This window comes from Brevibacterium mcbrellneri ATCC 49030 (genome assembly GCF_000178455.1).
Lineage (GTDB): Bacteria > Actinomycetota > Actinomycetes > Actinomycetales > Brevibacteriaceae > Brevibacterium > Brevibacterium mcbrellneri.
Map to the genome: position 1 here is coordinate 1 of NZ_ADNU01000036.1, position 13,619 is coordinate 13,619.

A 13,619-nucleotide genomic window follows, 5' to 3' on the forward strand; every position below is an offset into this window, starting at 1 on the left:
CTTTTGCACAGTCGCGCCCACCCACTCAAAGAAGCCTCAGAACCAAGACTCACCCCTCCACATGCGTGACCAGCGGTGTTAGTCTGACCGTACATGCGAGTCAACCTTCAAGGAGATGTGATGACAAACGGTTACCGCGTAGAAAACCCCGAAACCAGTGACGTTGTTGAAACCTTCGACAACGCAACCGACGCACAGATTGAAGAAGCTCTCGCCCTCGCGAATGACGCGTACAAAGAATGGTCGGCACGCCCCATGTCAGAACGAGCTGACATTGTGGCTAAAGTCGCCGCCCTGTTCGACGAGCGAAAAGACGAACTCGCCGACATCATCGGCCAAGAAATGGGCAAGCGCCACTCCGAAGGCGCTGAAGAAGCCGAATTCTGCTCCGCTATCTTCGGTTACTTCGCCACCAACGGTGAAAAGCTCACCGGCGACCTTGACCTCGAAGTCGACGGCGCACACGCTGTTCTGGAACGCCGCCCAATCGGAACGATCCTGGGCATCATGCCGTGGAACTTCCCGTACTACCAGGTGGCCCGCTTCGCCGGACCTAACCTGGTGCTGGGTAACACGATCCTGCTCAAGCACGCTGAAATCTGCCCCAAGTCAGCTGCCGCAATCCAGCAGATCATGGACGACGCTGGCGTGCCAAAGGGCGTGTACCAAACCCTGTACGCAACCCACGATCAGATTTCCACCGTGATCGCTGATAACCGTGTCGCAGGTGTTTCCCTCACCGGTTCGGAACGCGCCGGCGCCATCATCGCTGAACAGGCCGGTAAGGCACTCAAGAAGGCCGTCCTGGAACTCGGTGGCTCTGACCCATACATCATCCTCGACGCCGACAACGTCAAGGAAGCAGCCGCCAACGCGTGGGCTACCCGTATGTACAACACCGGGCAGGCATGCGACTCGAACAAGCGCATGATCGTCATGGACGACATCTACGACGAATTCGTCGCCGAACTCGAAGCGCTCGCCTCCAAGATGACCCCAGGTAGCTACACCTCGGACGACGAAACCGTGTTCCAGCCACTGTCCTCACGCTCAGCCGCTGAACGACTGGCCGGACAGCTGGAAGACGTCAAGAAAGCAGGCGGAAACATTCGCGTGGGCGGTGAACTCTCCGACAAGGGCGCCTACATCAGCCCTGCTGTCGTCACCGACATTCCACGCGGCTCCGACGTGTACTACGAAGAGTTCTTTGGCCCAATCGCCGTGGTCTACAAGGTTTCCAGCGACGAAGAAGCCCTTGAACTCGCCAACGACTCGCAGTTCGGCCTGGGCGGTTCCGTGTTCTCGCAGGACAAGGAACGCGCAGAGAAGGTCGGCTCGCAACTTGAAGTTGGTATGGCCAAGATCAACACCCACGCCGCGGAAGGCGAAAGCATCCCATTCGGTGGTGTGAAGCGCTCCGGTTACGGCCGTGAACTGGGTCCAGTTGGTATGGACGAATTCGTCAATAAGCGCCTGTACTGGGTTGGCGAAGAAGGCGCCTAACCGCGCCCCGGCGTCCAGCCGCCCCAACCAAAACCGCGCATAGAAGAACGGGCCCGAGGTCGTTGCTCCGACCTCGGGCCCGTTTTGGTTTGCGGGGAGTGGGTTAGAAAACCCCGTGGTTGTGAACAGCTTGGTCGTCTGCGGGGACCTCGCTGATTGCGTCCCACAGTTCGACGATCGCGCCGTCTTCTACGCGCCACAGTTCGCAGTACGCGTGACGGGTGCCGGCGATGCTGCCTTCAGAGTGCGTGAGCACGAAGTCGCCTTGCGCTACTGTGCGGTGGATCTTGTCATACTCCAAGCCTTCACCCGCCTCGCGGAGCTTCTCCAGGAAGTCGATGACGGCTGGGATGCCGTCGGCGATGTCGGGGCTGTGCTGGTCGAAACGCCCGTCCTTGCTGTACGTTTCAAAGCCGGAGTAGTCGCCACCCACCAGGGTCTTTTCGAAGAACTCGACCACCAGGGCGCGGTTCGCCTCAGTGTCAGCTGACGTATCAGGGTCAGTTGGACCGTCCAGCTGTGTGCGCCCCGATTCGTTGGGGGCAGCTTCAGGAACCAGGCTGTCCCAGTGTTCAGTGATCTTGCCGTCTTTCACCCGGTAAATGTCGAAGCCCACCAGAACGTCGTCATCGAGTCCCGTGAACTTGCCGTGCAAAGCAACCAAGTCGCCGTCTGAAATGACGCGCGAGTTTTCGTATTTCAGTCCCTCGCCGGCGTCTTCCACCAACTTCTTCAGGCCCGCACGGTCACCGGCTACAAGTGGTGAGTGCTCTACGAAATCGTCCGTGAAATCCGTGTCTAAAACTGAAGTGTCGTGTTGGTGAAACAGTCGAGTGTGGGTGTCGAGTACGAACTGTCCGTGATCTGCCATGACTGACGTCCTTCCACGTAGCGGTGCAGAGTGAACTGCCTGTTCTTGCAGTCTAATCACATCAAGAAGCGTGGCGGAACCCCTAGCTGGGAGCCGGTGTTTAGCCCATGGCATGAAAGGAGTAGAGTTTGTAGAGGAAGCAAGCCCTAGATAAAGGGTCACCAGGCTTGAGAAGGGTAAACATGTCCTACACGAAAGAAAACGTCGACGTTGTGCTGATCGGCGGTGGCATCATGAGCGCCACCCTGGGCACAATGCTTGCCGAACTCCAGCCCGAATGGTCCATTCGTGTTTACGAACGCCTCGACTACGTTGCGCGCGAAAGCTCAGACCCATGGAACAACGCGGGTACCGGTCACGCTGCTCTGTGCGAACTCAACTACACGCCACAGCTGGCAAACGGTGACATCGACATCACCAAAGCCGTCAACATTAACGAACAGTTCCACGTGTCACGCCAGTTCTGGTCGTACCTTGTTGACGAAGGTGTTTTGACCAACCCGTCGTCGTTCATCAACGCGGTTCCACACGTGTCCTACGGGCGCGGCGAAAAGGGCCGGGACTACATTCGCGCTCGCCGCGAAACCCTGGTGAAGAACCCGCTGTTCCGGGACATGGAATTCACCGACGACCCTGCTGAACAGGCCGAATGGCTTCCACTCATGTTTGAAAACCGTGGCCCTGGCCAGGTCAACGGCCTTTCCCGCATCAAGGAAGGCACCGACGTTGACTTCGGATCGCTCACCCGCCAACTTCTGGCCCACATGGGTACGCGCGGCGCACAGATCCGCACCGGCCACTCTGTATCCGACCTCAACCGCACGGCTGACGGCTGGAAAGTCAGTGTTCACGACCACACGGGTGCAGAATCCTTCGACGTTAACGCTAAGTTCGTCTTTATCGGTGCTGGTGGTGGTGCACTTCCACTGCTCCAGAAGTCCGGCATCGCGGAAGCCCGCGGTTACGGCGGATTCCCTGTTTCCGGTTTGTTCCTGCGCACCGCGAACCCAGACCTGGTTGAACGTCACCACGCTAAGGTTTACGGCCAGGCTTCCGTTGGTGCCCCACCCATGTCGGTTCCTCACCTAGACGCTCGCGTGGTTGGCGGCAAGAAGTACCTGATGTTCGGCCCTTACGCTGGCTTCAGCCCCAAATTCCTCAAGGGTGGATCGATCTTCGACCTCCCGTTCAGCGTGCGTGGCAACAACCTGCCGGTCATGCTCAACGTGGCCAAAGACAACTTCGACCTCGTCAAGTACTTGGTGACCCAGCTGGCTGAAACCAAGAAGGGGCGCTTTGAAGCTCTCGCTGACTTCACCCCAGACATCAACCGTGACGACTGGGAAATGTTGGTAGCAGGTCAGCGCGTCCAGGTGATGAAGCGTGACCCCAAGAAGGGTGGCGTCCTAGGCTTCGGTACCGAAACCGTGGCAGCTGCCGACGGCTCACTGGCCGCACTTCTGGGCGCGTCCCCAGGTGCATCCACTGCGACCCCCATCATGGTGGAACTGCTCAAGCGTTGCTTCCCGCAGCAGTACACCGGCTGGGAACCTAAGCTCAAGCAGATGATTCCATCGCTGGGTCGCAAACTGCACCAGGACGAAACCCTGCTCAACGAGGTGTCGGAATACAGCGCCCGTACCCTGCAGACCCAGGCACCTGACAACGACTAATTTGTCAGCACTCCTTACAGATCACGCCGAGGTCGTAGCGACTACCGCTACGACCTCGGCGTTCGTGTGGAGAGAGAAGTAGCGGACCTGTTACTTTTCGCGCAAAAGCGTGTAGGGCCAAAGCGCTTATGCTTGTTTTAGCAAACAACGTGAAGGAAGCGAATGTCGAACCAGTACGATCCTTACGGTCAGGGCAACCAGGGCCACGGTAATAATCAGTTCGGTAGTCAACCGGGCGCACAGCCTTACGGTTCTCAGCCTGGTGGCCAACAGTTTGGCAACCAGCAGTACGGCAGCCAACCATTTGGTGGCCAGCAACCCGGCAGCCAACCATTTGGTGGCCAGCAACCCGGCAGTCAGCAGTACGGCAGTCAGCCAGGGGCGCAGCCATACGGTAACCAGCCCGGCGGCCAACAGTACGGCAGCCAACCCGCCGACCACCAACGGTTCAGCCCTGGCGCGCAGCAACAGCAGCCGGCCAACTTCAACCAGTACGGCGGTTACCAGTACGGGTTCCAAGATCACACCTCGGACCAGGTACACCAACGCACATACGACGAAGGACGCTTCGCACCTTCACACACGCAGGCTCTCCGTATCCAAAACCGCGTTGAGACCCACCAGGGGGCACCTGCTCAGGCTCCATGGACCACGCAGGCGATCAGTGTCACCCCGAGCGTTGCACAGAAACCCAGTGACACCGGCGACATTGTCCGCCTGGTCATCGCTCTAGCTTTGGGTGGCCTGTTGCTGTTGGGCTTCGCCATCCTTTTCTTGTTCATGACTCTGTCGTCGGGTCTCGTGACATTCGTGGCGATGTTTCTGTCGTTCTTCCCGCTTCTCCTCATCATCGGTATGGTGCTGTGGTTCGACCGTTGGAAACCCCAACCTAAAGTCGCAATGGGCTTGTGCATCCTATGGGGTGGCGTTGCCGCGGTCATCCTGACGTTGATTTTCCGGTTCCCGCTGGAGTATTTGATGGCAGGCGCCGGGGTTACCGACGAAAGTGGCGCGATTAGTGCGGTTGTCATGGCGCCGATTTTTGAAGAGATCACCAAAGGTATGATCCTGGTGGTTATCGCGTTGGCTGCTCGCCGCTACTTCGAAGGGCCCCTGGACGGGTGGGTGTACGGCTCACTCGCTGGAGCAGGATTCGCATTCACCGAAAACATTTTGTACCTGTCAAGCGCGTACATGAGCGGTGCGCAGTACGGCGTGGGTGCGGCCTCCCTCATCATGACGTTCATTGTGCGTTGTTTGCTGTCCCCACTCTTGCACTCCACGTTCACCATGTGTGCAGGTGTGACTATTGGTTTGGCGGCCCGTCGTGGCCAGTGGTGGTCGATTATCCTCATGTGGATTCCGGGCTTGCTCGCAGGAATGTTCCTCCACGCCCTGTGGAATGGTTTGGCCACGTTCTTGCGACCCTCATCGTTCCTCGCGGCGATCGTGGTGATCATCGTCCCGTCGTTGCTGATTTCCTCGATCTGGTTCGGTCTGGCGATCTTCCTGCAGTTCAACGAAACAAAGCAGACACGCGCTAACTTGGGTGACTACGCGAACGCTGGTTGGCTCACCCACGCCGAGGTGGAAATGCTTGGCACGTGGAAGGGCCGTCGCGCTGGTAAGCGTTGGGCAGGACGATACCCATCGGGTAAGCAACACATGAAGAAGATGATCAAAACCTCTACCGCCTTGGCTACCACTCGTATGCGTATCGTTGGTGGAGTTGGTGGGGCTGGCGAGCAGGAACGTGAGCGTTACTTGCTGGATCAGTTCACTCAGGAACGTTCGGCGCTCATGCACGCTGCCGGGCAGCCTGGAGGTTTCTGATATTGCCCGCCCCTGACCTCATCCTCGCTTTCGTGGGGATCACCACGGCCTTTGCAGGGTGGAGGCGCGGTCTTATCGTGTCCTTGTCCTCTTTTGTGGGGTTCGTTGTGGGGTTTGCGCTGGGGCGGGTTTTGGCCGGTCCGGTTGTTGGTTGGGTGAATGGAAGTGCCAACGCCGAGGTCGTTCCCGCCTGGGTTGTTCCTCTGGCCCCGCTGATTGTGGGTTTTGTGGTTGCCGGCTTTGGTGGCTGGCTGGGGATGTGGCTCCGGCGGGTTTTGCACAAGACTCCTGGGAAGTGGGTTGACGCTGGGCTGGGTGCGTTCGTTGGTGTCGTCTCGTTTTTGCTGTGCGTGTGGTTAGCTGCCACGTGGATACGGACAACACCTTTTGTGCAGTTGAACCGGGCTGTTGCCGAGTCGCGCATCGTTGCGGTCACCGATTGGATCATGCCCGCTGACCCCAACGTGGTTGTGGGGACCTTGGATAGGGCGCTTGTGAACTACGGGTTCCCCACGGTTTTTAAGGGGCAGCCTGAGCGTATCCGGGGGATTGGCGAGCCGAACCCGGAAATGGTTGAGGTGGGCAAGTCTGTCAGTGGGTCAGTGGTCAAAGTGCGAACTGACGAGACCGTGTGTGACAATCTGCAGTCTGGAACCGGTTGGGTGTTCGCACCGGAACACGTCGCTACGAACGCGCACGTCGTAGCCGGTTCGACCAGTCTCACGGTCCAGGTTAAAGGAAAAGGGAAAGTGTTTGACGCTCAGCTGGTGGCTTTTGACCCCAAACGTGATGTCGCTGTTCTGCGGGTTCCGGGTTTGGCCGCCACACCTTTGGATACCGGGGCCGACCTTAAGGCAGGTGCTGACGCAGTAGCCGTTGGATTCCCTGGTAACGGTGGTTACACGATCTCACCAGCGCGCACACGCGAAACACTGAGGGCGCGGGGCACAGACATTTACGACGACGAATCAGTCACTCGAAACGTATACTCATTGCGCGCGATCATTCGTCAGGGAAACTCTGGCGGTCCCTTGCTAGATAAGAACGGTCGGGCCGTAGGAATGGTTTTTGCCACGTCCCTGAACGACAAGGAGACGGGTTACGCGCTGACAATAGGCGAAATCGAGTCAGTTCTGCGCCAAGGACGCAATGCGGAACGGCCCCTCCCATCAGGGAAGTGCCCCATGCTGACGGGTAAATAGGTGGCTGGCTACTTAGCGTGATGAGTGCTTTAGGTGTGCTGACCGGTTAGTCGTTTACATTGATGCCTGCAACAATTGCCCTGTGATCAGACGTCCCGCGTGGCAACACTGTGTCTGACACTGGTTCCATGCCACGGACCATGATGTGGTCAACGCGCGCCACCGGGAACTTGGCTGGCCACGTAAAACCGAAACCTCCGCCGGTTGCGCGCCGAGTATCCGTGAGCGAATCGTTGAGGTCAGCAAAGTAGCGGTCAGTGCTTGTGGAGTTGAAATCTCCGGCGACAATAACCCTCTGGGCCGGGTCCTCCGACACTTTCTGCGCAACCGTTTGCAGAGCAGCGTTACGCAATGATTCACTGCCTGGGCGCACTGACGGCATGTGAACCGAATACACGCGCACGTCCCCGTGGTCGGTTTTGACAGTGGCGGCAAAAGCGCGTGGCCAGGACAGCCCCAAATCGATTTCTTCAATGTCGCTAATAGGCCACTTGGACCACAAGCCCACCGTGTCGCTCACCTTGTGGTGTTTGAAGTTCTTGTCCATTTGTTCGCGGATGATCTTGCCAGACAAGGACTCGATCTCTTGGAGCGTCACAATGTCAGGTTTGCGCTTAATAATGTTCAACGCGGTGGCTGAGGGTTGAGGGAGGCGTGCGCCCACGTTTTGAGTAGCGACCACAATATCGGTGTGGTCGGGTTCACCGGCGGGCTTGAGATACATGCCAAACATTGACCCCCAAACCAGCGCGGGAATAACTACACCGATCACGGACCACACGGAGAACCGGATGAGTCCCAGGACCAAAAGAAAGACAACAAGAACTCCTGTCCACGGGAGCACGCTTTCCACCATGAGAGCGAGTCCGCGGGTGGTTGGAATCAAATGGTGTAGCAGAAGCAGGGCAGTGAGCCCTGCCCCCATGAGAAAAACAAAAGTCCCTTTGCGCATTGTCTCTCAACTTTACGGCCATACTCTGACCGCGGTTATAAGCACTTTTGCAGGGTTTATGAAGGTTGAGCGGTGCTCAGAAGGAGCGTACGCCTACTGCAGCGAGACTTATTTCACTGCTGTCGCGAGCCACACGGATACATCGGGGTGCTCGTCGAACCTGTATCCCACACCTCGGAGAGTGCGGATCACACTAGAGTATGACCCCAAACGGTTGCGGAGTCGGCGAATGTGCACGTCAACAGTACGTTCGTCGGTGTCTTGGCCAGCCCACACTTTTTCGATGAGCTGTTCCCTGGACAGGGATTCGCCGGGGTGGCTCACCAGTGTTGCCAGCAGGTCAAACTCCTTGGCAGTGATCTTCTGCGGGGCACCATCCACGTAGATTTCGCGACGAGGAATATCTACCCGGAGGCCCAAGTCTTCACGCATCGCTGGAGGTTGGATGCGTGAGGGGATGCGGGTGCGAAGCGGCCCGTGCTGACCGGCTGTTCCGCCGGTTGCGGCTGGGGAGCCGCTCAAGGCGGCGCGGACCGCTTCCAGGTCACGACCTCGGCCTTCTGGTGCCAAAGCAATGACCGCCGAGGTCTCTGCCTGGGAGGCGAGTTCCTTAGCGTAGTCCTGGAGCGCCTGTGCGATCTGGGTGAGGTTGGTGCCGTCCTGGGCGGCTTTTTCTTCGTCCAGACCAATGTAAATGGCGATGCCACGGGCAGCGTGAGGGGTTTGAGTGACGCCAGCGGGACCGAACGTGCGGGGTGCTTGTTCGGCGTCGACCGGTGCAAGGCGTGAGCCCTGGCGGCGCATCGCGACCGCGCTTCGGGGGTGTGCGGCGCTTGTTGATGAGGGACGACGCTGGGGGAGTGGTCCACCGTTCCGTTGCTGTGTCATATCGTCATTGTTCTTCATACGAGGAGGCTGGGCTCATTCACCATGTCATAAAAGACGTCGATGTGAAGAATTATGACACTATTTGACACGCCGAGGTGTCTGCGGGTAGGTCTGGAACGTGTGCTTAGGTGCGTTAGCGGTGGCGGGTGCAGGCGTTTACACCACGCCGTACAAGCGGTCGCCAGCGTCGCCCAGCCCCGGCACGATGTATGCGTCGTCGTTCAGGCCTTCGTCGTACGCAGCCGTGTGAACCGAAATGTTGGCGCGTCCCTCAAAGCGGTCGCTGACAGCCTTCACACCTTCAGGCGCCGATACCAGGCACACTGCGGTCACCTCGGACACCCCGCGTTCCAACAGGTACTCAATGGCCATGATCAGCGTGTTTCCGGTGGCAAGCATGGGGTCAACAACGTACACCTGGCGGTTCTTTAAGTCGCTAGGCAACCGTTCTGCGTAGGTGGTCACTTCGAGGGTTTCGTCGTTGCGTACCATGCCTAGGAAACCCACTTCCGCCGTAGGGATCATGCGCATCATGCCGTCGAGCATTCCCAGCCCGGCACGCAGAATCGGCACCACGAGAGGGCGTGGGGTGGCCAGTTCGACACCCACAGTTTCCTTTACGGGCGTGCGAATGTGCTTGTCTGTCACACGGATATTGCGGGTGGCTTCATACGCAAGAAGGGTGACGAGTTCGTCGGTGAGCTGACGAAAACGGGCCGAATCGGTTCGTTCGTCACGTAGAACGGTGAGCTTGTGGGCGATCAGAGGGTGGTCGGCAACGTGAAGTTCCATGTCAAAAATTATGCCTTATATGCATTGCGTAATTCGCGTCACGCGCGGGGGTGCGCACGGCCGGATCATGGGTAACAATTGAGGTATGTCATATTTCACTGCCGCCGTTGCTCAGGCCGGTGACGAATACCGCCCTGTAGATATCGACGTTGAAGAATGGTCAGACCTGGACGAGCTGGCCGACGCCCTCCGCTCTGTTGCAGGTGAGGACTGCGAAGCCGTCGCGATTGTCGAACGCGAAGACGAATGGTTCGCCCTTGTGCGCCTCACCGAAGCCGACAACATCAAAGTGTTTATTTCTGACATCGATGCCGCCCAAGCCAGCCCATATGCGGACCTCTTTGAGGACTACCTCGACTCGCCTCTTGACGAGTACGAGCTCGAAGACGGTGACGACTTCGATGACGACTATGAAGAGCCTAGTGACGATGATGAGTCTGAGTCAGCGATGTTCCCGGACGAAGACTCCACGTGGGGTGGCGACTCCGACATTTTCGACGACCTCGGGGTCAGTGCCAGCGACCTGCTGGACCAGTGCGAGAAGCACTCTGCGGACCCTGCCCGGATTGTTGCGCACGTAGGTGAAATCGTGGGGTTCGCTGAAGCTCTCGAGGCTACCCGCTAAGAACCTGGTGAGTCCTCTGCAGAGTCGGTCTGATCACCGCGCGTGGATGCAGCTCGCGCTAGGTGAAGCTCGCGCATGTGCCACCAGTGGCGATGTTCCGGTTGGTGCTGTCGTTGTGGTGGACGGTGAAGTTGTGGGGCGGGGGCGCAATAGGCGTGAAGCTGATGGGGACCCCACCGCCCACGCCGAAGTCGTAGCTCTGCGCGCTGCTGCCTCCAGGTTGGGGAGGTGGCGGTTAGACGGCGCGACCCTGGTGGTCACGCTTGAACCGTGCGCGATGTGTGCAGGCGCAGCCGTGGGTGCGCGGGTGGACGCGATTGTTTTTGGGGCGTTCGACGAAAAGGCGGGGGCGTGTGGGTCCCAGTGGGATCTGCCACGTGACCGGGGTTCCTTGCACAGGCCCCAGGTCTATGCGGGGGTCATGTCGGTTGAAGCCGTTCACGTGTTAGAGGAGTTCTTCGCTGCTCGCAGGTGAGGGTGCCTAAATGTATCGAGGGGACAGCATACGCTGTCCCCTACAAGCCCTTCATTCAACAAACTTAGGCTAAGCCATGAATCACACCGAGATCTGCTCAGCAAGCTTTTTCAGCTTGTGGCGTGCGAGCGCCAAGTTCGCGTGGCGACGATCGAGAACGAGGTAGATAAATAGACCTTCCGTCGTCGAACTGTTGAGCACGCTCAGCAGGTGGTATTGCGATTCGAGTGTGATCATGATGTCTTCGATGCTTTCATTGATTCCAAGATCAGAAATCGTGGACAACTTGGCACGAATAACATTAGAGTTTCCGGCTGCAGCGACATTGAGATCAAAGTTCGGGTTGCCTCCGCTTCCGAGCTCCATGCCGGATGCGATGTCGACGATTGCAGCGCCAGTAGCGCCCTCAATCTCCATCAGGTCGTGAATGAAAGCTTGGATATTTGTTGACATATTGCTCTCTTTCGTTTCTGACCGAGGTTTTCTCGCCTCGGAAAATGAATCGTTGTTTTGCTCAGTTTTGCCAGGATGCTGTGAGATGGACTCTTCAGTCCTGACATTGGAAGTATAGTCGCGGACTTCAGTGAAAAGTGGCGTGGGTTCATTTGAATGATCATTGACGGTGTTGGTCTCTGTGGCGAGTGGCCGTTGACCAAAACTTTCAAAAGCTGTTGGGAAGTAGTCGCGCGACTGATTGGCCACGTGTTTTGCCTCAGCACCCGCGTGGTGGTCAGGGGCGTCGGCGGGATCTACGTTGTATGAGTCCGCATCGTAGTTGGTGTCTTGCTGGTTGTGAACGACGCGTTCGTGACCTGTTGCTTTTTCGTGCCACTTTGTCACGGGATCATTTGATCCCGCTACGTGCGGCTGTACGGCACCGTAATGCCGCACGCTAGATTGAGCGATCTGACCCGGCGTCTCCGTGTCCGGCAGGGTTTGCATTGTGTGTGAAGTATCGGTCACATGAGGTTCATCAGTCTGCGATTTATCTCGCGGCTTGGGTGAGCGGCGGAAAAAGTTGAAACTCATCCAGACTCACCTCGAACACCCTTGTCTGTGGGTAACTTGGTGGTTGGTTCGGTGCTCGACTCTGTGTTCGACGAAGAGCGTCGCTTGCTTGATGTGCGGAAGGGGGTATACCCAAGAGCAATCATCATGACTGTGTCTTCCGTGAATCCGTCGGTGTCGAGCGGTCCGATAAGCTTGTTATCACGCATAACAGCCACTCTGTCACTTAAGGTGAGGAGTTCGCTGATGTCTGAGGACAAAAGGATGCACGCGCTGCCCCGGCTGGTGACTTCTTCCAGGAGCTTATATGCAGCTTGTCGCGAAAGCTCATCAACTCCGCGGGTGGGTTGATTGAGCACGAAGATGTTCGCATCGCTGTGCAGAGTCTTCGCCACAGCAAGTTTCTGCTGATCGCCTCCGGATAGCTCGCCGATCTTTCTTTGAATGCCCGGGGTCTTTACCCTCAGCTCTTTGAGGGTTGCGAGTAGCTCCCTGAAGCTCTCGACTTGGACGGCAAAAGACTCACCGTCTTCGTTGACTTTGGAGTACTCCGACGCGAGGAGGTTACCTTCCCCGTAGTCAACCTGACCATCGTTTTCTCCCAACGTTAAGATTCCCGATTGAAGTGCCTCATCTGGACTTGAAAACGTCTCTTCTTCACCGTTGACGGTGATGGTTCCGGAAGTGTGGGTCGCCTGTCCACTGATGACTTCCGCCAGCTGTTCGACGCCTGACCGGCGCAGTCCCGTGATGCCGAGGATTTCGCCCTTTCGGAGAGAGAACGTGGTAGGAGAGAGTTTCCCTTCGAGGGCGACATTGTCAAACCGTAGGATCTCGTCGCCGATTTCGTTGCGCTTTTTGGTGGGAACGGGAGCCTCAGTGTCAAAGATCTCGACTGTGATCGTTTTACGGTCGGCTTCCAGGGGAGTCAAGATGGAGCGAAGCTTGCCGTCTCTGATCACTGCAATACGGTTCGAAAGCGACTGTAGCTCGTCCAGGCGGTGGGAGACATAGATAATGGCTCGGCCCTGCTTGGACAGGCGGATGATCAGATCATGAACGAGTGAAATTTCGTGGTCGTTGAAGGTTGCGGACACTTCGTCCAGCAGGATCAAGGACGTTTCTTCGTTAGCGAGCCTCAGGATTTCCACCATTGTGCGTTCAGCTTGAACGAGATCGCGTATATATTCGTCAGCAGAGATGGAAACGCCGTTGTCTTTAAGGAGTCGGTTGGCTTCAGAGCGCTTCTCGTCATCCGACAGTTTGGACCGGTACGATGTGCGAAACATCGTCTGGTAGACGGTCTGATCTTCGTCGACTGTAATGCGTTGCGGAATGTACCCTACGCCGATGGCTAGAGCTTCAGCTTCGTTTGCCGGGGTGAACTTTTCATCCGCGAAAGTGATTGTACCCGCGTTGGGGGTGATTCCGCCGGACAACACCTTCAGAAGCGTTGATTTGCCTGCACCGTTGGCACCGACAATGCCAAGAACCTCTCCGCGTTTTAGCGTGAATGACAAATCATCGAGAGCGGTTTGAGACCTGTGTTTGACAGTCAGCCCATCAACCGTCAAAACAACATCGCTGGTCATTAAGCCTCCACCATAGTACAGAAACAGTGCCTCCACCATAGTACAGAATCATTGTTCGCACCCGTGTTTAGCGCCACGCTGAGAATCATCGAAAGAGTGGGTCCTCGGTGTAGTGTACGCGAAACGCGGTCTACACGAGTTTGCCGCGTGATCGGCGCTGTTCAACGAAAAGCCCTCACATTTCTTCATACGTCGACCGGGCTGT

The 13,619-nt window shown here is 57.4% G+C and carries 12 protein-coding genes; 6 read left to right on the forward strand and 6 right to left on the reverse strand.

The window, feature by feature from the left end:
• Positions 1 to 120 precede the first annotated feature (120 nt).
• Positions 121 to 1,503 carry an NAD-dependent succinate-semialdehyde dehydrogenase gene (locus HMPREF0183_RS05600; RefSeq protein ID WP_040348257.1) on the forward strand — a complete coding sequence of 461 codons (1,383 nt, stop codon included), beginning with the start codon at positions 121 to 123 and terminating at the stop codon, positions 1,501 to 1,503.
• Between the two features lie 103 nt (positions 1,504 to 1,606).
• On the opposite strand, the gene HMPREF0183_RS05605 is transcribed toward HMPREF0183_RS05600, so the two are convergent.
• On the reverse strand, positions 1,607 to 2,374 hold the full coding sequence (locus HMPREF0183_RS05605; protein WP_005883766.1) for a nuclear transport factor 2 family protein: 768 nt from the start codon (positions 2,372 to 2,374) through the stop codon (positions 1,607 to 1,609).
• A gap of 182 nt (positions 2,375 to 2,556) precedes the next feature.
• Here HMPREF0183_RS05605 and HMPREF0183_RS05610 point away from each other — a divergent pair, with 182 nt between their 5' ends.
• The 3 genes from HMPREF0183_RS05610 to HMPREF0183_RS05620 all read left to right on the forward strand — a co-directional run bounded on the left by HMPREF0183_RS05610 (position 2,557) and on the right by HMPREF0183_RS05620 (position 7,082).
• The gene (locus tag HMPREF0183_RS05610; protein WP_005883769.1) at positions 2,557 to 4,047 is read left to right on the forward strand and encodes a malate:quinone oxidoreductase; all 1,491 of its coding nucleotides are present in this window, start codon (positions 2,557 to 2,559) and stop codon (positions 4,045 to 4,047) included.
• 162 nt (positions 4,048 to 4,209) lie between these two features.
• Entirely contained in the window at positions 4,210 to 5,880 is a 1,671-nt protein-coding gene (locus HMPREF0183_RS05615; RefSeq protein WP_005883771.1) for a PrsW family intramembrane metalloprotease, read from the forward strand.
• A gap of 2 nt (positions 5,881 to 5,882) precedes the next feature.
• Complete coding sequence (locus tag HMPREF0183_RS05620; RefSeq protein WP_005883773.1) at positions 5,883 to 7,082, forward strand: MarP family serine protease; 1,200 nt, start codon at positions 5,883 to 5,885, stop codon at positions 7,080 to 7,082.
• A gap of 46 nt (positions 7,083 to 7,128) precedes the next feature.
• On the opposite strand, the gene HMPREF0183_RS05625 is transcribed toward HMPREF0183_RS05620, so the two are convergent.
• From HMPREF0183_RS05625 to upp, 3 genes are all read right to left on the reverse strand, one after another.
• Positions 7,129 to 8,034: an endonuclease/exonuclease/phosphatase family protein gene (locus HMPREF0183_RS05625; RefSeq protein ID WP_005883775.1), complete on the reverse strand. Its 906-nt coding sequence runs from the start codon at positions 8,032 to 8,034 to the stop codon at positions 7,129 to 7,131.
• 108 nt (positions 8,035 to 8,142) lie between these two features.
• Positions 8,143 to 8,922, reverse strand: coding sequence for a winged helix-turn-helix domain-containing protein (locus tag HMPREF0183_RS05630; RefSeq protein WP_156798173.1), 780 nt, complete (start codon positions 8,920 to 8,922; stop codon positions 8,143 to 8,145).
• 156 nt (positions 8,923 to 9,078) lie between these two features.
• Positions 9,079 to 9,714, reverse strand: coding sequence for a uracil phosphoribosyltransferase (upp, locus tag HMPREF0183_RS05635; protein ID WP_005883779.1), 636 nt, complete (start codon positions 9,712 to 9,714; stop codon positions 9,079 to 9,081).
• A gap of 85 nt (positions 9,715 to 9,799) precedes the next feature.
• Here upp and HMPREF0183_RS05640 point away from each other — a divergent pair, with 85 nt between their 5' ends.
• Complete coding sequence (locus HMPREF0183_RS05640) at positions 9,800 to 10,339, forward strand: tRNA adenosine deaminase-associated protein (RefSeq protein WP_040348259.1); 540 nt, start codon at positions 9,800 to 9,802, stop codon at positions 10,337 to 10,339.
• A gap of 4 nt (positions 10,340 to 10,343) precedes the next feature.
• Positions 10,344 to 10,814 carry a nucleoside deaminase gene (locus HMPREF0183_RS05645; protein WP_280990788.1) on the forward strand — a complete coding sequence of 157 codons (471 nt, stop codon included), beginning with the start codon at positions 10,344 to 10,346 and terminating at the stop codon, positions 10,812 to 10,814.
• Positions 10,815 to 10,895: 81 nt separating this feature from the next.
• Here HMPREF0183_RS05645 and HMPREF0183_RS13230 read toward each other — a convergent pair whose 3' ends face one another.
• Together HMPREF0183_RS13230 and HMPREF0183_RS05655 are read right to left on the reverse strand one after the other, a co-directional pair.
• On the reverse strand, positions 10,896 to 11,843 hold the full coding sequence (locus tag HMPREF0183_RS13230; RefSeq protein ID WP_245527118.1) for a roadblock/LC7 domain-containing protein: 948 nt from the start codon (positions 11,841 to 11,843) through the stop codon (positions 10,896 to 10,898).
• A complete protein-coding gene (locus tag HMPREF0183_RS05655; protein WP_169309664.1) occupies positions 11,840 to 13,414 on the reverse strand; it encodes an ATP-binding cassette domain-containing protein in 1,575 nt (524 codons plus the stop codon). The genes HMPREF0183_RS13230 and HMPREF0183_RS05655 overlap by 4 nt, the downstream gene beginning before the upstream one ends.
• Positions 13,415 to 13,619: the final 205 nt, after the last annotated feature.